Raw genomic sequence first — 20592 nt, 5'->3', positions numbered from 1 at the left:
GCCAGAAAGTTGAGATTTGATCAACGAATCAGGGGTACATAGGTGTTCTTTCCGCTGATTCGAGCTATTGAGTCGGTTCGACCCGGTGGACGAATCAGCCATCCTGCAAGGAGACCTCCATGGCCGCCAAGGACACGGACGACAGCAAAACTGACGAGCAGGACGCGGACCTCGCGCTCGACATGAGCCAGGCCGCAGTCAAGAAGATGATCGCCGAGGCCAAGGAGCGCGGCTACATCACCTATGACCAGCTCAATCAGGTGCTGCCGCCCGAACAGGTGTCCTCCGAGCAGATCGAGGACGTGATGTCGATGCTCTCCGAGATGGGCATCAACATCATCGAGGCCGAGGAAGGCGCCGAGGAAGGCGAAGAGAAATCCACCGAGGTGGTCACCACCTCGACCTCGCGCGAGGTGGCGGTCGCCACCACCACCACCGAGACGCTCGACCGCACCGATGACCCGGTGCGGATGTATCTGCGCGAGATGGGGTCGGTCGAACTTCTGTCGCGCGAGGGCGAGATCGCCATCGCCAAGCGCATCGAGGCCGGTCGCAACACGATGATTGCCGGGCTCTGCGAAAGCCCGCTGACCTTCCAGGCGATCACCATCTGGCGCGACGAGCTTCTGAACGAAGACATCCTGCTGCGCGACGTGATCGACCTCGACGCCACCTTCGGGCGCTCGCTCGAGGAGGATGACGGCGACGAGCCGGTCGTCGACGGGATCGGGGTCGAGGCCTCGAATGCCACCGGCAGCCGCAAGGAGGATGACGGCCCCGAACTCGACGCCGACGGCAACCCGATCCGCCGCGACGATGACGACGACGAGGAAGAGCAGGCCAATATGAGCCTCGCCGCCATGGAGGCGGCGCTGAAACCGCGCGTGCTGGAGAAGCTCGACCAGATCGCCGAGGACTATTCCAAGCTGTCCGAGATCCAGGACAAGCGGATCCAGGCCACGCTGAGCAAGACCCAGCGCTTTTCCGACCGTGACGAGGCCGAATACCAGAAGCTGCGGACCGAGATCGTGCTGCTGGTCAACGAGCTGCATCTGCACAACAACCGGATCGAGGCGCTGATCGACCAGCTTTACGGGATCAACCGCAAGATCATGGCGATCGACGGGGCGATCGTGAAGCTGGCCGACCAGGCCCGCATCAACCGGCGCGAATTCATCGACGAATATCGCGGTCACGAGCTCGACCCGAACTGGATGGAGCAAATGGCCCGCAAGGGCGGGCGCGGCTGGTCGGCCTTCACCGAACGCTCGGCCGCCAAGGTGGCCGAGCTGCGCGCCGAGATGGCGCAGGTGGGCCAGTATGTCGGCGTCGACATCCAGGAATTCCGCCGCATCGTGAGCCAGGTGCAGAAGGGCGAGAAGGAGGCCCGCCAGGCCAAGAAGGAAATGGTCGAGGCCAACCTGCGCCTGGTGATCTCGATCGCCAAGAAATACACCAACCGCGGGCTGCAGTTCCTCGACCTGATCCAGGAAGGCAATATCGGCCTGATGAAGGCGGTCGACAAGTTCGAGTACCGCCGGGGCTACAAGTTCTCGACCTATGCCACCTGGTGGATCCGGCAGGCGATCACCCGTTCGATCGCCGACCAGGCCCGCACCATCCGGATCCCGGTCCACATGATCGAGACCATAAACAAGCTGGTCCGGACCGGGCGCCAGATGCTGCATGAGATCGGCCGCGAGCCGACGCCCGAGGAGCTGGCCGAAAAGCTGCAGATGCCGCTCGAGAAGGTCCGCAAGGTGATGAAGATCGCCAAGGAGCCGATCTCGCTCGAGACGCCCATCGGCGACGAGGAAGACAGCCAGCTTGGCGATTTCATCGAGGACAAGAACGCGGTCCTGCCGCTCGATTCGGCCATTCAGGAGAACCTGAAGGAAACCACGACACGGGTGCTGGCCTCGCTGACCCCGCGCGAGGAGCGCGTTCTCAGGATGCGCTTCGGCATCGGCATGAACACCGACCACACCCTCGAAGAGGTGGGTCAGCAGTTCAGCGTGACCCGCGAACGGATCCGCCAGATCGAGGCCAAGGCGCTGAGAAAGCTCAAGCATCCCAGCCGCTCGCGCAAATTGCGCAGCTTCCTCGACCAGTAGCGGAAGCCTCCGGGCGGGCGCGGCGATGGAATCGGAGGACATCCTTCCCGATTATGTCGCGCCCGGTCTGCGCACCGTCTTTTGCGGCATGGCCGCAGGGCCCCGCTCGGCAGAGCTGGGCCTTTACTATGCGGGGCATGGCAACAGGTTCTGGCCGGTCCTGTTTCGCGCCGGGCTGGTCCAGGAGCCGCTGACGGTCGGCTCCGAGGCGCGGCTGCTGGCGCTGGGGATCGGGCTGACCGATCTGGCCAAGGGCGCCTGGGGCGTGGATGCGGCGGTTCCGGCCGTCGCGCATGACCCCGACCGGCTGGCCCGTTTCGTCGAGACCTGGCGGCCGCGCAGCCTTGCCTTCAACGGCAAGCGCGCGGCGCAGGTCTTTCTGGGGCGCAAGCGGGTCGGGTACGGCGCGCAGGAGGTCCGGGGCCTGCCGGTCTGGGTGTTGCCGTCGACCTCGGGGGCGGCGGCGCGCTATTGGGACGAAACCGTCTGGCGGGCCTTCGGGACTGCCCTGCGCCTCAGCGGCTGAGCGCCCGCCTGCCTTCTGTCCGCCCGCCTGCCGCCCGGCAGTGAGGCGCCGACGAGGAGGGGCCTCTGTCAGGGGCCTTGCCGCGCGCTGGGTGGCGTTCTATCGAAAGGAGAACCGGGCGCATTCCTGTCCCGCGGCCCGGACGGAGACCGAGACCCATGCGCCTTTCGATTTGCCTTGCCGCCCTCGCCGCCACCGCCAGCCTTGCAGCCTGCGTTCCGGGCGATACCCGCCCGCATCCGATCCTGACCGACCGTGGCAACCGGGTCCAGCCGACCGGGAAGCCGGGCGAGTTCGAGGTGTTGTCGCAGCCGGGCGATGCCGGGCCGCAACTGTGGTGCGCGGCGGGCGAATATGCCGAAAGCCAGACCGATGCCCGCCCGTCCGACCGGATCTATCTGGTGCATCCGCGCGGCCCCAGTGCCAGCCATCCCGGCCGCAAGAGCGCGATCTTCACGGTCCGGCCCGATGCCGAGCTGCTGGCCCAGGCCCGCGATCTGCCCGATCAGATCGTGCTCGGCGTCAGCAAGCCCGGCTCGAACTGGGCGCGGATCCATGCCCAGCAGGTGTGCCGTCCGCTTTTCAGCCTGCCCGACTGACCCTTTTCACGGCCTTGTGAAGTCGGGCCGATTCCAGCGGCCAATGCGGATTTCCGGTTGTTCGCGCCGCGCCTTCTGAGCGCTGTGACAATTGGTGCCCCGGACAGTGCGACAGGTTTGACCTAAGTCAATCCGGATTGTCCCACATCCGGGTATCGACCAGCCATGACAACCGCACCCCAATCCCCACGCCTGCCCGGCGGCTCCGGAGGGTTTTCCCTCCTGCCGCCGCTGCCGCTGTTTCTTCTGCAGCCGGTCCTCAAGCGCATCGTCACCAAGATCGCTGCCGACAATCCCGACATGTTCGACCGGCTGGGCCATCACCGCCACGCCTATTTCCTGGTCGACCCTGTCGACATGCCGTTCATGCTGTATCTGCGGCCCGATCCCGAGGCGCTCGACTTCAAGGCGCTCAACCGGCGCCGTGTCCTGCCGCCGCATTGCGCGCGGATCTCGGGTAAGTTCCTCGATCTGCTGACGCTGATGGATACCGAGCAGGACGGCGACGCGCTGTTCTTCTCGCGCGATCTGATCGTGACCGGGGATACCGAGGCCGTGGTCTGCCTCAGGAACGCGCTCGACGACGTGGAAGAACCGATTGCCGAAAGCGTGGCCGACATGTTCGGCGCGCCGGGCCGGGGGGCGCTGAACATGCTGCGCCGGGCGGCTGAGAATGCCCAGAAACGGAAAGGGTCGCACTCATGATCAAACCCGAACTAGTTTGCCCGGCGGGGACGCCCGCCGCCTTGCGCTCGGCCGTCGATGCCGGTGCCGATTCGGTCTATTGCGGCTATCAGAACGCCACGAATGCGCGGAACTTCGTGGGGCTGAACTTCACCCCCGAAGAGATGGAGAAATCCATCAAATACGCCCATGACGGCGGCACCAAGGTGCTGATCACGCTGAACACCTTCCCGCCCGCGGGCAATGTGCAGCTGTGGAAGGATGCGGCCGACCTGTCGGCCAAGCTGGGGGCCGATGCCTGCATCGTGGCCGATATCGCGGTCGCGGATTACATCAAGAAAAACCACCCGCAGCTGCGCATCCACCTGTCGGTGCAGGCGGCGGCCTCGTCCCCCGAGGCGATCCGGTATTACGTGCAGGAACTGGGCGTGAAGCGGATCGTGCTGCCCCGGATCATGACCGTGTCCGAGATCAAGGGCCTGGTCGAGGAGATCCCCTGCGAGGTCGAGACCTTCATCTTCGGCAACCATGGCCTGATGGTCGAGGGCCGCTGCTCGCTGACCAATTACGTCACCGGCCAGTCGACCAACATGGACGGCGCCTGCTCGCCCGCCTCCTGCGTGAAATACGAACGCGCCGAGGATGGCAGCATGTCGACGATCCTGGGCGATTACATGATCGACCGCTTCAAGCCGGACGAGACTGCGGGCTATCCGACGATCTGCAAGGGCCGCTACAAATGCGACGTCCGCGATGACGGCTATTATGCCTTCGAGGAACCGGTCAGCCTGAACGCCTCGACCATGCTGCCCGATCTGATCAATGCGGGCGTGCATGCCTTCAAGATCGAGGGGCGCCAACGGAGCCGCGCCTATGTCAAGAAGGTGGTCGCCGCCTTCCGCGAGGCCGTCGATTCGATCATGGCCGGGCAGGAGCCCAAGCTGGCCGACCTGGTGGCGCTGACCGAGGGTCAGAAACACACCGAGGGCGCGCTCAAGACCAAGAAATGGAGGTAAGCCCGATGGCTGCCGAACTGACGCTGGGTCCGAACCTGTTCCACTGGCCCGCCGAGATGAAACTCGATTTCTACAACCGGATCGCCGATGAAAGCCCGGTCTCGACCGTCTATCTGGGCGAGGTGATCTGCTCCAAGCGGACGCCCTTCTTCGACGACCACCACATGGACAAGGTTGCCGAGCGGCTGGAACGCGCGGGCAAGAAGGTGGTGTTCTCCTCGTTCTCGGAAGTGGTGATCAAGCGCGAACGCAACCTGCTGCGGCAATGGGCCGAGCAGGAGGGCCGCGATCTCGAGGTCAACAACACTGCGGCGCTGCTGTATCTCAAGAACAAGCCGCACCGGATCGGGGCGCTGCTGAACGTCTATAACGAAGACACGATGGCCTATCTGCACGAGCAGGGCGCCAACCATTTCGCGCTTCTGCCCGAGCTGCCGCGCAAGGCGGTTGCCGAGCTGGGCAAGAAGGCGGGCGAACTGGGCGTCGGGGTCGAGGTGCAGGTTTTCGGCCGGGCCTCGCTGGCGCTCTCGGCCCGCTGCTATCATGCCCGCGCGCATGCCCGCACCAAGGACAACTGCCAGTTCGTCTGCGGCGAGGATTGCGACGGCATGATCCTGAACACCATGGACGAGAAACCGTTCCTGGTGGTCAACGGGATCCAGACACTGAGCTACGGCTATCTCGATCTCCTGCCCGATATCGCCGACATGAAGGCGCTGGGCGTGACCCATTTCCGGGTAATGCCGCATTCCTGCGACATGATCGCGGTCACGCGGCTGTTCGACGACGTGCTGGCCGAGCGGATCGGGGTCGAGGAAGGCGAGGCGAAGCTGCGCGAACTGGGCATCGAGGCGCCCTTCGTGAACGGCTTCTACCATGGCAAGGCCGGGCATGACTGGACGGCCCGCGTGGCGGCCGAACTGGCCTGATCCGGTGTGCCGGGGCAGGGCGTCGACCGCGCGTCCCGACCCCTTTGGCTTCCGCGCCCCCTTCGGGGCGCGGTCGCGGCCCTTCCCCATTCCTCAGCTCCGCAATGCCCGCGCGCGCCAGGTTCCGCCGGGCGTGTCCCGGATGGTGCCCGTTTCCGCGTGCCCTTGCCCAGGGACCGGCGAGGCAAGGCCGGATCTGCTCCGGGCGGTCGGCCCCGGGCTGGCTGCCAAACGCGCACCCGGGCCGAGGCGGCTGCCGGAATGCGGGGCGCAGGCAGGTCTTTCACACCTTTTGACGCTGCGTCAGGCGCTGCCTTCCGGACCCGGTTATGCGACCGATCACCTTATGCCCCCCTGCCCGGCGAAGCGGGCAGGCGGGAAAACGAGAAACTAGCAGGGAAAGAAGTATATGACAGATTTTCTCACCGCCGTCAGCTCATTCGTCTGGGGGCCGCCGGTTCTGGTGCTGCTGCTGGGCACCGGGCTTTACCTCTGCATCGGGTTGCGCTTCCTGCCGCAGCGCAAGCTGGGCCACGGCATCCGGATGATGCTGGAAGGCCGCAAGAAGGGCGAGGGCCATGAAGGCGAGATCACGCCGTTCCAGGCGCTGACCACGGCGCTGTCGGCGACCATCGGCACCGGCAACATCGCGGGCGTTGCCACTGCGATCTTCCTCGGCGGGCCGGGCGCGGTGTTCTGGATGTGGCTGACTGCCCTGGTCGGCATGGCCACCAAATATGCCGAGGCCGTGCTGGCGGTGCATTACCGCGAGGTCGACGCCAAGGGCCGCTATGTCGGCGGGCCGATGTATTACATCAAGAACGGGCTCGGCCCGCGCTTCGCCTGGCTGGCCTGGCTGTTCGCGCTGTTCGCCACCATCGCCGCCTTCGGGATCGGCAACACGGTGCAGGCCAACTCTGTCGCCGATGCGGTCGAGACCACCTTCGGGGTGCCCCATCTGTGGACCGGGATCGCGCTGGCCGCGCTGACCTTTGTCGTGATCGTGGGCGGGGTCAAGCGGATCGGCGCCGTCGCCGAATGGCTGGTCCCGCTGATGGCGGTGCTTTACATCCTCGGTGCGCTGACGATCCTTGCGATCAACTACCAGCAGGTCCCCGGCGCCATCGCGCTGATCTTCGACAGCGCCTTCAACGGGGCTGCGGCGACCGGCGGCTTCGCGGGCGCGGCGGTGATGGCGGCGATCCGCTTCGGCGTGGCGCGCGGCATCTTCTCGAACGAGGCCGGTCTGGGTTCGGCGCCGATCGCGCATGCCGCGGCGCTGACCGACGATCCGGTGCGCCAGGGCAATGTGGCGATGCTGGGCACCTTCATCGACACCATCCTGGTCTGCTCGATGACCGCGCTGGTGATCATCACCACCGGGGTCTGGAGCAGCGGCCAGACCGGGGCGGCACTTTCGGCGCTCGCCTTCAATACCGGCATGCCGGGCGGCGATCTGATCGTCAGCTTCGGGCTGATCGTCTTCGCTTTCACCACGATCCTGGGCTGGAGCTATTACGGTGAACGCTCGGCCGAATACCTGTTCGGCCCCAGGGTGATCCTGCCGTTCCGGCTGCTTTGGGTGGCGGGCATCCTCATCGGGGCTGTCGCCAATCTGGGCGTGATCTGGATCGTGGCCGACATCATGAACGCGCTGATGGCGATCCCCAACCTGATCGCGCTGATCGCGCTCAGCGGCACCGTCTTCGCGGTGTCCCGTGCCTATTGGCGCAAACAGGCCGAGTGATCCTCGGTCTCTCGTGGCAGGGCGAAATCCTGCCACGAGATCCTTTCCGAGACCCTTCCGGGCCCGGTTCCAGATCCGGTTCCAGATCCGCTTCCAGATACGGAGGGGGGCGGCGGATCGCCGACAACCGCCCGTTAAGGTGCCCTGACGTAAACAGGGCCCATGTCGGTCCAGGATTCCCAGCTTTCCGAAACGCTCGCGCTCGACACGCCGCAGCTGTCGACCCTGCGCGGCGCCTTCCTGATCGCTGCCCATAACGGTATCGTCCTCAGCCCCGACGAACTGCCCGATCTCGGGACCGGCGATCTCGCCCCCGGGCTGATGGCGCTGTTTGCGGCCAAGGGGCTGCGCTGCCGGCTGATCGACAGGGCCGGATGGCGGCTCGCCTCGCGGCTGGGGCAGGGGTTTCCGGTGCTGGCCGAGGTCGAACAGGGCCGCTGGATCGTGCTGGTCCATGCCGGACTTGTCGAAAAGGTCCGCAGCGCGGCGGTGCTCGACCCGCGACACGAGGCCGAGGGGGTGCACAGCCTGCCCTGGGAGGACTTCGCCCGGCGCTGGACCGGACGGCTGATCCTGATCGGGCGCACCAGCGCCACCGCCGCCGAGAGCCGGGCCTTCGGGCTGCGCTGGTTCCTGCCCGCGCTCCGGCGCGAACGCGGACTTTTCGCGGGGGTCGCGGTGGCGGTTGTCACCGGCAATCTGATCGCCTTCTCGCTGCCCTTGCTGCTGCAGGTGATGATCGACCGGGTGATCGCGCATCAGGCCTGGTACACGCTGATGTCGGTGACCGCGGTCTATGTCGTTCTGGTGCTGTTCTATGCGGGCTTCGGCTATATCCGCCAGCGCCTCAGCCAGATCGCGGGCGGCCGCATCGATGCCGATATCGGGTCGCAAAGCGTGGCCCATCTGCTGCGCCTGCCGATGACCGTGTTCGAGACCACGCCTGCGGGCGTTCTGACCCGCAACATCCAGCAGACCGACAAGATCCGCCACTTCCTGACCGGGCGGCTCCTGCAGACCCTGCTCGACGCCGCGCTTCTGCCGCTTCTGCTGACCACGCTGGCGCTTCTTTCGGGCACGCTGACGCTGATCATCACGCTTTACGCCATCGTCATCGCGGGCTGCATCGGGCTGATGCTGCCGATCCTGCAGGCGCGGCTGAATGCGCTTTACGGGGTCGAGGCCGAGCGTCAGGCGCTTCTGGTCGAGACGCTGCACAACATGCGCGCGGTCAAGTCGCTGGCGGTCGAACCCGCGCGCCAGCGCCTGTGGGAAGACAGCCTGGCCCAGTCGGTGCGCAAGCAATGGGATCTGGGCCGTGTCTCGGCCTTGACCGGCACGCTGACCGGGCTTCTCGAGCGGATGATGCAGGTCACCGTGGTCGCGGTCGGCGTCGGGCTCGCGCTCCAGGGCACGCTCACGGTCGGCACGCTGGTTGCGATCCTGCTGCTGTCGGGCCGGGTCTCGGGGCCTTTGGTGCAGATCGTCGGGCTCATCAACGAATGGCAGGAGGCCGCCTTGTCGGTGAGGATGCTGCGCAAGATCATGGATCATCCGCCCGAGCGGCAGGATGACGGCAAGCTGGCACAGCCGATGCTGTCGGGCATGCTCGAGTTGCGCGAGGTCGGCTTTGCCTATCCCGGCGCCGCGACCCCGGCGCTCGACCGGGTCAGCTTCGCGGTCGCGCCGGGGCAGGTGGTGGGCATCGTCGGGCGCTCGGGCTCGGGCAAGACCACGCTGACCCGGCTGATTCAGGGGATCGAGACGCCCCAGCAGGGGCTGATCCTGTTCGACGGCATCGATATCCGCAACATCGCGCTGGCCGCGCTGCGTCGTCAGGTCGGCATCGTGCTTCAGGACAACCTGCTGTTTCGGGGGACTGTCCGCGACAATATCGCGGTCGCGGTCCCGGGCGCCCCGCTAGAGGCGGTGCTGCGTGCGGCGACGATGGCGGGCGCCGACGAGTTCATCCGCCGCCTGCCCAAGGGCTTCGACACCATGGTCGAGGAAGGCGGCGCCAACCTCTCGGGCGGTCAGCGCCAGCGCATCGCCATTGCCCGTGCTCTCCTGGCCGATCCGCGGATCCTCATCCTCGACGAGGCGACCTCGGCGCTCGACCCCGAATCCGAGGCTCTGGTCAACCGCAACCTCGCCGCCATCGCCCATGGGCGCACCATGATCGTGGTCTCGCACCGGCTGTCCTCGCTGGTCCGGGCCGACCAGATCCTGGTGCTCGATCAGGGCCGGCTGCTCGACATGGCCCCGCATGAGACGCTGCTGACGCGCTGCGAGACCTATGCGGCGCTCTGGCGCCAGCAGACCGAGCATATCGCATGATGGCCCGCCGATGAACCCTGTCGCGCGGGACGCGCTGCCCTTCCAGCCGCCGCTGGTGCAGGTGCGAAACGCGCCCTTGCCCTGGCTCCTGCGGCTCTGGCCGTTCGGCTCGGCCGCCCTTCTGGCCGCCCTGGTGACGCTCGCGGCCTTCGTGCCGATCGATGTCGTGGTCACCGCCGAAGGACGCATCGTGACCGACGACCCGCCGGTGGTGCTGAAGCCGCTGGGCTCGGCGGTGCTCGACCGGCTGCTGGTTCGTCCGGGCGACGCGGTCGAGGCAGGCCAGTTGGTGGCCCGGCTCGATGCACGCGATCCCGAGACCGATGTTGCCGTGCTGGCGGCCGAACGCGCGGCGCTCGAGGCTGAAATCGCCCGGATCGAGGCCGAGCTTGGCAATCGTGCGGTGACGGGCGAGGGCGAGGAATTCGCCCTTCAGGCCCGCATCCAGCGCGAGCGCGCCGTCGCCGAGGCCGCTAGGCGCGATCAGCTGGTCTCGGCGCTTGCCCAGATCGACAGCGGGATCGAGACCGCGCTGGAAAGCGTGTCCGCGCTGGCCGAGGCGGTCGCGACCGCGCGCGAGATCGAGACCATGCACGAGACCCTTCTGGCCCGCCAGAGCGGCACCCGTCTTGCCGTCAACCAGGCCCGGCTTCTCCGGCTCGACGCCGAGACCGACAGCCGCGAGAACATGGCCCGGCTGATGTCGCTGCGTCAGGAGCGCGAGACCGCCGCCGCCCGGCTGGCCGCCTTCGACAGCGACCTGCGCCAGAGCCGTCTTGAGGATCTGGCGGGGCTGCGCCCGCGGCTGTCGGTGATCGAGCGGCAGCTGTCGCAGGCGACCGACCGCACCCGGCTATACGATCTGCGGGCGCCGCAGGCCGGGGTGGTGCTGTCGGTGGCCGGGGGCGGGCCGGGCTCGCTGATGACCATCGCCGATCCGGTGGTGGTGATCGCGCCCACCGGTGGCGCGATGCATGCCGAGATCGGTCTGCTGTCGCGCGATGTGGGGCTGGTGCATCCCGGCGATCCGGCGCGGATCAAGGTCGATGCCTTTCCCTGGCGCCGCCACGGCCTGATCGCCGGCCGACTGAGCGATGTGGCGCCGAGTTCCAGCCTGCCGACCGAGGGCGGCCCGGCGCGCCATGTCGCGCGCCTGGCCTTCGATGACGATGCGGCGCTGCCCGAGGGGCTGATGCCGGGGATGACGCTGACCAGCGACATCGCCACCGGTCACCGCACCCTTCTGACCTATTTCCTCGATCCGGTTCTCAACGGATTGAGCGAAAGCCTGCGAGAACCCCGATCCTGATCCCCGACTCACCCCCGATCCTGAAACCGGAGCCCGTTCATGGAAAGCCTGACCCTCGCCACAGATGACGCGACAGCCTCTCTCAAGACCGTTCTGCATGTGGGCTGCGGCATGGCCGATCCCGGCAAGCTGCCGGCTGATGCCTTTCCGGCCGCGGGCTGGCGCGAACTGCGGCTCGATATCGACCCCACGGTGATGCCGGATATCGTGGCCAGCATCACCGATATGCAGGTGCTCTCGGAGGGCGCGGTCGATGCCGTCTGGTCGTCGCACAATCTCGAGCATCTCAGGGCCCATGAAGTGCCGCTGGCGCTGTCCGAGTTCTTCCGCGTGCTGCGCCCCGGCGGGTTCGTGCTGCTGACGATGCCCGATCTGCAGCGGGTGGCGGCGTTGGTGGCGCAGGGGCTCCTGGAGGAGCCGGCCTATATCTCGGCGGCCGGCCCGATCGCGCCGATCGACATCCTTTACGGCTACCGGCCCTCGATCGAGGGCGGCAATGATTTCATGGCGCACCGGACCGGCTTTACCGTCGGCTCGCTCAGCGCCCATCTGGAACGGACCGGCTTCGTCGATGTGCAGGTCGAGTCGGATGGCCGTTTCGCGCTCTGGGCCCGGGCCGTCCGTCCGGCCTGAGCCAGCCTGTCCCGACCGGAGGCTTCGGTCGGGCAGCACCCCGGGCGGTCCGCCGCGCAGGGGCGCTTCGTGCCAGGTTGTTTGGGGCCAGTGTGTTTGATGCCGGGCGCCGCCAGGGCCGCAAGTGTCAGCCGGGACAGATCAGGGCCGTTTTAGCACCGAGACGATGGCAGCTTCGAAACGGCGGGCGAAGGCGGCACCATCCCCGAGCGTCGCGCGCCAGCGCGCGGCGAGGGCCGGGCCCCGCAGGTCGGGACGACGGTCGGGATCGGTGGCCATCGCCACGGCACGGCGGACGTAGTCCTCGGGATCGGCGGCGATGCAGTCGGTCAGCCCGACTGCCGTGAGCAGGCTTGCCCCCATCCGTGCCGAAAAGCTGCGCCCGGCCAGGGTCAGCACGGGCAGGCCCATCCGCAGCGCGTCGGATGCGATGGTGCCGGCATTATAGGGCGTGGTGTCGAGGAAGAGATCGCCGAGCGCCAGCCGCGCCCGGTAGCGTCCCGGGTCGACCCGGGGCGCGAAGATCAGCCGGTCGGGGGCTAGGCCCGCCGCCTGCCAGCGCTCTGACAGCGCGGCCACGCTCTCGGGCGTGTCCTCGATCAGCCAGAACAGCGCCTCGGGTGCGGCGGCTGCGATCCGGCACCAGGCGGCGAAGACCGGCGCGGTGATCTTGTAGTGATGCGAGACGCAGACGAAGACGAAACGGTCTTCGGGCAGGCCCTCGCTGGCGCGACTAACCTCGGGCAGGTCTGGCGCGCGGCCGTCATTGGCCTGATAGCAGCCCTCGATCCGCAGCGGCGCGGGCGCATAGCTGGCGGCCTCGGCTTCGGGTACGGTGATCGCGTCGCAAAGCAGCCAGTCAAGCTCGGGCAGCGGTACCGAGCCGATATAGCCCAGATAGGTCGCCTGCACCGGCGCCGGCTTCCAGCGCAGGATCCCGGGGCGGCCGCCGCTGGTCAGCCCGTTGAGGTCGATCAGGATGTCGATCTCGTCGGTGCGGATGCGCCGTGCGGCCTCTTCGTCGCCGAGCGCCCCGATCGGAACGTGGCGGTCCAGCGCGGCGAGGATGCGGGCGCGCACGTCGCTGCCGTCTTCGGGCGAGTCGCAATACCCGAAGATCTCGAACCGGTCGCGGTCATGGCATTCGAGCAGTTCGGCGATCAGGTAGCTCATGGCATGGCGGCAGAAATCGGAGGAGAGATAGCCAAGCCGCACCCGATCATGGCGATAGCCAGCGGCGGGCGCAAGGCGCTCTCCCGGATCGGGAACGTTCCGCGCGATCCAGTCGGCGGCGACGCGGCGCTGCATCCCGGGATCGTCATGAAGCGCGAGCGTGGCCAGCGGGCCGCACCAGAGCTCGGCCTCGGCGGTGCAGAGCCCGGGCACCCGAAGGTCTGTCACCGGCCAGGCCGCCATTTTCTGCCGCGTATGCACCAGATGCTGGATCACGTCGGGCTGATGCGGGTCGATCAGCAGCGAGGCGCGCAGTTCTTCTGCCGAAGCGTCGAGCCGCTTGTCGAGTTCCAGCATCCGCCCGAGTTGCTTGTGCAGTGCCACCCGGCCCTCGGCGGGCGGCAGCGCCTGGCGCAGGAAGGCGATGGCGGCGGCGCGGTCGCCAAGCGCCTCGGCGGCCTGGCCCGCGGCCAGCGCGGCCTGCCAGAGGTCGGGCTTGATCCGGTGGGCCCGGGCGGCGGCCTCATAGGCTCCGGCCAGATCGCCGGTGGCGTTGAGCAGGACCGAGAGGTTGAACCAGGCGGCCCAGGCGTCCGGACGGGCGCCGTTGAACTCGAGCCAGATCCGGTAGAGCGCAACTGACGTGTCGGGGGTACGGGCGGCGAGATCGACAATGGCCGCGGCATCGCCGCAGGCCGCAGCCCGGCGGGTCAGGGCGTCGAGATCCGGCGGCAGGTCTCTGGTGGCCCGGCTGCCGGAAAGGAACCCGGCGGGCGGGGTCGGGCCGCCAGTGGAGGGGAGGACGGCGGACGGGAAGACGGACTGGGACATCTCGGTCATCGGGATTCTCCTCGGTTCAAGGAAAACTCGCGCCTGCCGGTTAAGACGGGATTGCCGGGCCCAATGAAAAATCGCTGCGATGTTTAGGAAGAGTTCCGAGGCCATCGGCCTGCGTTTAGCCGCTTGTTTACCGATCATGGGTCAGGGTGTCGCAGAAGCGAAGTCAGCACGACTTCGACTGTCTGGCAGATGCGCGCGAGAAGGCGCGACGTCTCCCCCCGAATCGGACCCGGAGCCAAATGTCGACCCTAAGCAACCTGTCTACCGCGCAGATCGCGGCGTTGACCACTGCCACCATTGCGTCCCTGACCAGCAGCGATATCGCCAGTATCAGTTCGGCACAGATGGGGGCGATGAGCACGGCACAGATCGGCGCGCTGACCACGGGCGCGATCCGCGGCATCGGTTCGGTGCAGGCCTCGGGGCTGAGCACGGCGCAAATGGCCAATTTCTCGACGGACCAGATCAGGCAGCTCTCGTCCCTGGCGATCAGGGGGCTTACGACCGACAATATCGTCGCGCTGACCACCGCCCAGGCGGCCGAGCTGTCGTCGCGCCAGGTCTCTGCGCTCAGTTCGACGCAGGTTGCGGCGATGCAGACGGCCGATCTGGTCACGCTCTCGACGGTGGCGATGCGTGGGCTCGGCAGGACCCAGGTGGCGGGCCTGTCCACCGCCCAGGTGGCGGCCCTGACCACGGCGCAGACCGCGGTGATGAGCAGTGTGACGCTGTCCGGCCTGTCCTCGACCCAGGTTGCGGCGCTGAGCACGGCACAGGTCGGCGCGCTGAGCTCGCTGGCGATCAGGGGGCTCAGCTCGACCCAGACCGCGGGGCTGACCACGGCGCAGATGGCCGGGCTCTCGACCGATCAGATCCGGGCTTTGGGCAGTTCGGCCATGGCCGGGCTCTCGACCGCGAATATCGTGGCGCTCTCGACCGCGCAGGCGGCCGAGATATCCTCGACGCAGGTCGCCTCGCTGAGTTCGACCCAGATCGCGGCGATGCAGACGGCTGATCTGGTCACGCTTTCGACGGTGGCGATTCGCGGGCTCGGCAGCACCCAGGTGGCGGGCCTGTCCACCGCCCAGGTGGCGGCCCTGACCACGGCGCAGGCCGCGGTGATGAGCAGTCAGACGCTGTCGGGCCTGTCCTCGACCCAGATGGCGGCGCTGACCACGGCGCAGGTCGACGCGCTCGGCTCGATCGCGATCCGGGGGCTGACCTCGACCCAGACCGCGGGGCTGACCACGGCGCAGCTTGCCCGGCTCTCGACCGATCAGATCCGGTCGCTGGGCAGTTCGGCCATGGCCGGGCTCTCGACCGCCAATATCGTGGCCTTCTCGACGGCGCAGGCGGCCGAGCTGTCCTCGACACAGATCGCGGCACTGAGTTCGGCCCAGGTCGCGGCGCTGCAGACGGCCGATCTGGTAACGGTCTCGACCGCCAGCATGCGCGGTTTCGGCGGTGACCAGATCGAGGGGCTGTCGACCGCGCAGGTCGCGGCCTTCACCACCGCCCAGACCGCGGCGATGAGCAGCACCCTTCTGGGCGAGCTGTCCTCGACCCAGATGGCGGCGCTGACCACGGCGCAGGTCGACGCGCTTGGCTCGATCGCGATCCGGGGGCTGACCTCGACCCAGACCGCGGGGCTGACCACGGCGCAGCTTGCCCGGCTCTCGACCGATCAGATCCGGGCTTTGGGCAGTTCGGCGATGGCGGGTCTCGGGACCGCGAATATCGTGGCCTTCTCGACCGCGCAGGCCGCCCAGCTGTCCTCGACCCAGATCGCGGCGCTGAGTTCGACCCAGTTCGCGGCGATGCAGACCGCCGATCTGGTGCAGCTCTCGACACTTGCGGTCAAGGGGTTGGGGGCTGAACAGGTCGGCGGACTGACCACGGCGCAGGTTGCGGCGCTGACCACGGCGCAGGCTGCCGTGCTGAGCGATACGGCGCTGGGCGGGCTCTCCTCGACCCAGATGGCCGCGATGACGACGGCGCAGATCGGCGCGCTGAGCTCGCGCGCGATCCGCGGGCTCGGCGCGACTCAGACTGCGGGGCTGACCACGGCGCAGCTGGCCAAGCTATCGACCGACCAGATCAAGGGGCTCGGCGTCTCGGCCATCGAGGGGCTCGGCACGGCGAATATCGTCGCGATCTCGACGGCGCAGGCAGCCGAACTCTCATCCTTGCAGATCCGGGCGCTGAGCTCGACCCAGATGGCGGCGATGGAAACCGCCGATCTCGTTCGGCTGTCCACGGCCGCGATCCGCGGGTTCAGCGGCGACCAGATCGATGGGCTGACCACGGCCCAGGTGGCGGCGATCACCACGGCCCAGACCGCGGTTCTGAGCAGCGCGATGCTGGGCGAGCTGTCCTCGAGCCAGATGGCGGCGCTGACCACGGCGCAGGTCGGTGCGCTGAGCACCCTGGCGATGAAGGGGTTGGGCGCGACCCAGACTGCGGGGCTGACCACGGCGCAGCTGGCCAAGCTCTCGACCGACCAGATCCGGGTGCTGGGCAGTTCTGCGATCTCGGGTCTCGGGACGGCCAATATTGTCGCGATCTCGACCGCGCAGGCGGCCGAGCTGTCCTCGACCCAAGTCGGCGTGCTGAGTTCGACCCAGGTCGCGGCCATGGAAACCGCCGATCTGGTCCGGCTCGGCACCTCGGCGATGCGCGGCCTCGGGGTCGATCAGGTGGCCGGGCTCACCACCGCACAGGTCGCGGCCCTGACCACGACACAGGCTTCGGTGATGTCCGACATCACCCTGTCGGGTCTCTCTTCGGCTCAGATGGGGGCGATGACCACGGCGCAGGTCGCAGCGCTGAGCACCCGGTCGCTGCGTGGGTTGACCGCGACCCAGACCGCGGGGCTGACCACGGCGCAGATGGCCGGGCTCTCGACCGACCAGATCAGGTCGCTGGGCGGTTCGGCCATGTCCGGGTTGGCGACGGCCAGCATTGTCGCGCTCACCACGGCGCAGGCGGGCGAACTCTCTTCGATCCAGATCGCCGGGCTGGGCTCGGCCCAGATCGCGGCAATGGAGACTGCCGATCTGGTTCGGCTCGACACCTCGGCGCTTCGCGGTTTCGGGGCCGATCAGGTGGCCGGGCTGACGACCGCGCAGATGGCGGCGATCACGACGACGCAGACCGCGGCTCTTGGCAGCACGGTTCTGGGCAACCTCTCTTCGACGCAGCTGGCGGCGATGACCACGGCCCAGATCGGCGCCCTGGGCACGCGGGCGATCCAGGGACTCGGCGCGACCCAGACCGCGGGGCTGACCACGGCGCAGTTGGCCAAGCTCTCGACCGACCAGATCAAGGGGCTCGGCGCGTCCGCCATCGAAGGGCTGGGGACGGCCAATATCGTGGCCTTGTCGACGGCGCAGGCGGCCGAGCTTTCTTCGGTGCAGGTCCGGGCGCTGAGCTCGACACAGATGGCGGCGATGGAGACGGCCGATCTGGTCCGGCTCGACACCTCGGCGATCCGCGGGCTGACCTCCGAAGGCGTCTCGGGCCTCACCTCGGCGCAGGCGGCGGCGCTGACCACCGCACAGGTTACCACGCTCAGCACGCTGCAGATCGGCAATATCTCGACCTCCAGCATCAGCGGCTTCGGCACCGCCTCGATCCAGGCCTTCACGACCCGGCAGATGGGCGGGTTCAACTCGCAGCAGATCGCGGCGCTGACAACCACCCAGGTCGCGGCCATGCAGACCGAGGATATCGCCGCGCTGTCCGATGCCCAGACCGAGGCCTTTACCTCGACCCAGCTCGCGGCGATGTCGACGGCGCAGCTGAACGCGCTGTTCCTCTAGCGCGCCGGTCCGCGATCCGCGCAAGGACCGGCTTAGATCCGCCCCGTTCCGACCGATGCCCCTTCAGGGGCATCGGCTTTTAGGCCCGGTCCTCTTGAGGCGGCTCCGCCCCGATACCGGCCAACAGAAACCTCTCTTCTGCGGCTTGCGACCATGCCGGGCCGTTCGGAGGCCGCGACGGCCGGACGGCCTTGCCCGCCTTCGGAGCCCGCTCGCCCCTGATATTGCGGGCCTGCAATCCATGCAAAGCGCTTTCTTCCGGCCGTACCGGTGCGGCAAGATGCGGGCCTGTCTTTCGAGCTCAAGGCGCCTATCGGAGGCGCGCGGTTCGAGCGCCGCAGCCTCGTCCCGCCGTCCTTCCTCAGACGTCTGCGCGGGCATGTCCGCAACATAATGGGCGCAGTCCGGTGGAAATTGCCCAAATCTCAGGATAATCCCGACTCGGGGCGGTGGGATGCCGCACAAGGATCGGGAGGAGACACAGATGACGGACAGCGCATCTGAGCCGGAAGCGAGCGTCCTGTCGCGGATCGAGGGGATGCGCGACAAATCCCCTGCAGCGCGGCACAGGGCGGTTGCCGAGGCGGCCGGACTTGCACCGGACGCGCTCGAGGCGCTGTCGGATCGTCCTGCGCTTTCGGTGTCGCGGGCCGACGGGATGATCGAGAATGTCATCGGCACGTTCGAGCTGCCGCTGGGCGTCGCCACCAATTTCGTTGTCAACGGGCGCGACTATCTGGTGCCGATGGCGGTCGAGGAACCCTCGGTCGTGGCGGCTGCGTCCTACATGGCCAAGCTTGCCCGCGCGGGCGGCGGTTTCACGGCCAGTTCGACCGCGCCGATCATGCGTGCCCAGATCCAGATCCTGGGGATCGGCGATCCCTGCGGGGCGCGTGCCCGGCTTCTGGCGCATCGGGACGAGCTGATCGCGCTGGCCAATCGTCGCGACAGCATGCTGGTCGCGCTGGGCGGTGGCTGCAAGGATATCGAGGTCGAGGTCTTCGCGAACTCGCCGATCGGGCCGATGACGGTGCTGCATCTACTGGTGGATGTGCGCGACTCGATGGGGGCCAATGCGGTCAATTCGATGGCCGAGCGGCTGGCGCCCCGGGTCGAGGAGATCTCGGGCGGGCAGGTGCGGCTGCGCATCCTGTCGAACCTGGCCGACCGGCGGGTGGTCACGGCCAGCGTCCGGGTGCCGGCCGAGGCGCTGACCACGACGACCCATGACGGGGCCGAGGTCGCGCGGCGGATCGTCGAGGCCTGCGCGCTGGCGCTAATCGACCCTTACCGCGCCGCGACCCATAACAAGGGCATCATGAACGGGATCGACCCGGTCGTCGTGGCCACCGGCAATGACTGGCGCGCGATCGAGGCGGGGGCGCATGCCTATGCCGCGCGCTCGGGGCGCTACACCTCGCTGAGCACCTGGGAAATCGGCACCGGTGATGCGCTGGTCGGCACGCTGGAAATCCCGATGGCGCTGGGCATTGTCGGGGGCGCCACGCGCACCCATCCGGCGGCGCAGGCGGCGCTGAAACTGATGGGGATTGCTTCGGCCCGGGAACTGGCCGAGGTCACGGCCGCGGTCGGGCTGGCGCAGAACATGGCGGCGTTGCGGGCGCTGGCGACCGAGGGTATCCAGCGCGGTCACATGGCGCTTCATGCCCGAAATATCGCGATCACCGCCGGGGCGACGGGCGGTGAGGTCGACCGGGTGGCGAAAGCCATGGTCGCTGCGGGCAATGTCAGTGTCGCCCATGCCAGGCTGGTGCTTAAAGGTGCCTGAACTGTTGAAAACCGGAGACAGATCCATGACGAACACGACCCGACGCAGGATGGTGCAGCTCGGCGCCGCGGCCCTGGCCGCCCCCGCCTTCCTCCGGACCGGTGCGGCCCGGGCCGATGGCGTCACCAGATGGCGGATGCAGGCGCTCTGGGGCGGCGGCACCACGCCAATGCGCTATGAAGAGAAATTCTGCGCCCGGATCGCCGAACTGACCGGCGGCGCCTTCGAGATCACCCCCTTCTCGGGCGGCCAGATCGTGCCCTCGGCCCAGGCCTTCGATGCGGTCCGGGGCGGCGCCTTCGAGCTGATGAAGACCTTCGACGGCTATACCGCGGGCAGGATCCCGGCGCATGGCTTCTCGTCGACCGTGCCCTTCGGTTTCCCCGAGGCCGACCAGTACGAGGCCTGGTTCTACGAACGCGGCGGGCTGGAGCTGGCGCGCGAAAGCTATGCCCCTGCGGGCCTGACCTATATCGCGCCGACCGTCTATGGCGAGGAGCCGATCCATTCGCGGGTCGAGATCCGCCGGATCGACGACATGAACGGGCTCAAGGGCCGTTTCGTCGGGCTGGCCTCGGCGGTGATGGCGCGCTTCGGCGTCTCGGTCTCGCCGCTGCCGACCTCCGAGGTCTATTCGGCGCTCGACAAGGGGCTGATCGACATCGCCGATCGCGGCGACATCAAGGCCAATTACGAAGAGGGCCTGCATGAGGTCGCGCCCTTCCTGATCCTGCCCGGAGTGCATCAGCCCACGACCGCAACCTCCTATGTCGCCAATACCCGCGCCTATGAGGCGCTCGACGACCAGAAGAAGGCGGCGCTGGCGGTGGCCGCGCGCGAGATCTCGGGCATGCTGCGCCAGAACATCATCGTCTCGAACGGCGAATACCTGGCCAGGTTCGAGGAGGCGGGCGTCGAGATCCTGACCCTCGATCCCGGGGATGTCCTCGAGGCGCGCGGGCGCGCCATCGAATACTGGGCCGAGGCCGCGACCGACGATCTGTCGCGGCGGATGATGGACTCGCAGATCGCGCTGATGAAAGAGCTGCGCCTGCTCTAGACCCGACCCGGCGCG

At 67.8% G+C, this 20592-nt stretch carries 14 protein-coding genes; 13 read left to right on the top strand and 1 reads right to left on the bottom strand.

Features of this window, described 5'->3' with window-relative positions:
- Positions 1–119 precede the first annotated feature (119 nt).
- From rpoD to B5V46_RS13650, 10 genes are all read left to right on the top strand, one after another.
- Complete coding sequence (rpoD, locus tag B5V46_RS13695; RefSeq protein WP_080617118.1) at positions 120–2114, top strand: RNA polymerase sigma factor RpoD; 1995 nt, start codon at positions 120–122, stop codon at positions 2112–2114.
- A 25-nt stretch (positions 2115–2139) separates the two neighbouring features.
- On the top strand, positions 2140–2640 hold the full coding sequence (locus tag B5V46_RS13690) for a mismatch-specific DNA-glycosylase (protein ID WP_155774060.1): 501 nt from the start codon (positions 2140–2142) through the stop codon (positions 2638–2640).
- 158 nt (positions 2641–2798) lie between these two features.
- Positions 2799–3239, top strand: a complete 441-nt coding sequence (locus B5V46_RS13685; RefSeq protein WP_080617117.1) for a hypothetical protein — start codon at positions 2799–2801, stop codon at positions 3237–3239.
- Between the two features lie 165 nt (positions 3240–3404).
- On the top strand, positions 3405–3944 hold the full coding sequence (locus tag B5V46_RS13680) for an SCP2 domain-containing protein (protein ID WP_231119124.1): 540 nt from the start codon (positions 3405–3407) through the stop codon (positions 3942–3944).
- A complete protein-coding gene (locus B5V46_RS13675; protein WP_080617116.1) occupies positions 3941–4939 on the top strand; it encodes a peptidase U32 family protein in 999 nt (332 codons plus the stop codon). The genes B5V46_RS13680 and B5V46_RS13675 overlap by 4 nt, the downstream gene beginning before the upstream one ends.
- 5 nt (positions 4940–4944) lie before the next feature.
- The gene (locus B5V46_RS13670; protein WP_231119123.1) at positions 4945–5868 is read left to right on the top strand and encodes a U32 family peptidase; all 924 of its coding nucleotides are present in this window, start codon (positions 4945–4947) and stop codon (positions 5866–5868) included.
- Positions 5869–6277: 409 nt separating this feature from the next.
- Complete coding sequence (locus B5V46_RS13665; RefSeq protein ID WP_080617114.1) at positions 6278–7615, top strand: sodium:alanine symporter family protein; 1338 nt, start codon at positions 6278–6280, stop codon at positions 7613–7615.
- A gap of 162 nt (positions 7616–7777) precedes the next feature.
- Positions 7778–9952, top strand: coding sequence for a peptidase domain-containing ABC transporter (locus B5V46_RS13660; protein ID WP_080617113.1), 2175 nt, complete (start codon positions 7778–7780; stop codon positions 9950–9952).
- A 10-nt stretch (positions 9953–9962) separates the two neighbouring features.
- A complete protein-coding gene (locus B5V46_RS13655; protein WP_080617112.1) occupies positions 9963–11261 on the top strand; it encodes an HlyD family type I secretion periplasmic adaptor subunit in 1299 nt (432 codons plus the stop codon).
- 39 nt (positions 11262–11300) lie between these two features.
- Positions 11301–11894: a methyltransferase domain-containing protein gene (locus tag B5V46_RS13650; RefSeq protein WP_080617111.1), complete on the top strand. Its 594-nt coding sequence runs from the start codon at positions 11301–11303 to the stop codon at positions 11892–11894.
- 141 nt (positions 11895–12035) lie between these two features.
- Here B5V46_RS13650 and B5V46_RS13645 read toward each other — a convergent pair whose 3' ends face one another.
- A complete protein-coding gene (locus B5V46_RS13645; RefSeq protein WP_231119122.1) occupies positions 12036–13907 on the bottom strand; it encodes an acetylglucosamine transferase in 1872 nt (623 codons plus the stop codon).
- Positions 13908–14146: 239 nt separating this feature from the next.
- On the opposite strand from B5V46_RS13645, the gene B5V46_RS13640 reads away from it, so the two are divergent.
- The 3 genes from B5V46_RS13640 (at position 14147) to dctP (ending at position 20577) form a co-directional block, all read left to right on the top strand.
- Positions 14147–17728 carry an S-layer family protein gene (locus B5V46_RS13640; protein ID WP_080617110.1) on the top strand — a complete coding sequence of 1194 codons (3582 nt, stop codon included), beginning with the start codon at positions 14147–14149 and terminating at the stop codon, positions 17726–17728.
- 484 nt (positions 17729–18212) lie between these two features.
- Positions 18213–19517: a hydroxymethylglutaryl-CoA reductase, degradative gene (locus B5V46_RS13635; RefSeq protein ID WP_080618061.1), complete on the top strand. Its 1305-nt coding sequence runs from the start codon at positions 18213–18215 to the stop codon at positions 19515–19517.
- A 25-nt stretch (positions 19518–19542) separates the two neighbouring features.
- The gene (gene dctP, locus B5V46_RS13630) at positions 19543–20577 is read left to right on the top strand and encodes a TRAP transporter substrate-binding protein DctP (protein ID WP_080617109.1); all 1035 of its coding nucleotides are present in this window, start codon (positions 19543–19545) and stop codon (positions 20575–20577) included.
- Positions 20578–20592 lie beyond the last annotated feature (15 nt).

It is taken from the genome of Rhodovulum sp. MB263 (assembly GCF_002073975.1).
GTDB lineage: Bacteria > Pseudomonadota > Alphaproteobacteria > Rhodobacterales > Rhodobacteraceae > Rhodovulum.
Note: the sequence above shows the minus strand (reverse complement) of the source record. Positions and strands in the feature narration are given on the sequence as shown.

What these genes read in the sequence shown, in the direction of transcription:
- B5V46_RS13665 (WP_080617114.1), top strand. Translation starts at nt 6,278, where the DNA reads ATGACAGATTTTCTCACCGCCGTCAGCTCATTCGTCTGGGGGCCGCCG.
- B5V46_RS13645 (WP_231119122.1), bottom strand. Translation starts at nt 13,907, where the DNA reads ATGACCGAGATGTCCCAGTCCGTCTTCCCGTCCGCCGTCCTCCCCTCC.
- B5V46_RS13690 (WP_155774060.1), top strand. Translation starts at nt 2,140, where the DNA reads ATGGAATCGGAGGACATCCTTCCCGATTATGTCGCGCCCGGTCTGCGC.
- B5V46_RS13670 (WP_231119123.1), top strand. Translation starts at nt 4,945, where the DNA reads ATGGCTGCCGAACTGACGCTGGGTCCGAACCTGTTCCACTGGCCCGCC.
- dctP (WP_080617109.1), top strand. Translation starts at nt 19,543, where the DNA reads ATGACGAACACGACCCGACGCAGGATGGTGCAGCTCGGCGCCGCGGCC.
- rpoD (WP_080617118.1), top strand. Translation starts at nt 120, where the DNA reads ATGGCCGCCAAGGACACGGACGACAGCAAAACTGACGAGCAGGACGCG.
- B5V46_RS13640 (WP_080617110.1), top strand. Translation starts at nt 14,147, where the DNA reads ATGTCGACCCTAAGCAACCTGTCTACCGCGCAGATCGCGGCGTTGACC.
- B5V46_RS13635 (WP_080618061.1), top strand. Translation starts at nt 18,213, where the DNA reads ATGACGGACAGCGCATCTGAGCCGGAAGCGAGCGTCCTGTCGCGGATC.
- B5V46_RS13655 (WP_080617112.1), top strand. Translation starts at nt 9,963, where the DNA reads ATGAACCCTGTCGCGCGGGACGCGCTGCCCTTCCAGCCGCCGCTGGTG.
- B5V46_RS13660 (WP_080617113.1), top strand. Translation starts at nt 7,778, where the DNA reads ATGTCGGTCCAGGATTCCCAGCTTTCCGAAACGCTCGCGCTCGACACG.
- B5V46_RS13650 (WP_080617111.1), top strand. Translation starts at nt 11,301, where the DNA reads ATGGAAAGCCTGACCCTCGCCACAGATGACGCGACAGCCTCTCTCAAG.
- B5V46_RS13680 (WP_231119124.1), top strand. Translation starts at nt 3,405, where the DNA reads ATGACAACCGCACCCCAATCCCCACGCCTGCCCGGCGGCTCCGGAGGG.
- B5V46_RS13685 (WP_080617117.1), top strand. Translation starts at nt 2,799, where the DNA reads ATGCGCCTTTCGATTTGCCTTGCCGCCCTCGCCGCCACCGCCAGCCTT.
- B5V46_RS13675 (WP_080617116.1), top strand. Translation starts at nt 3,941, where the DNA reads ATGATCAAACCCGAACTAGTTTGCCCGGCGGGGACGCCCGCCGCCTTG.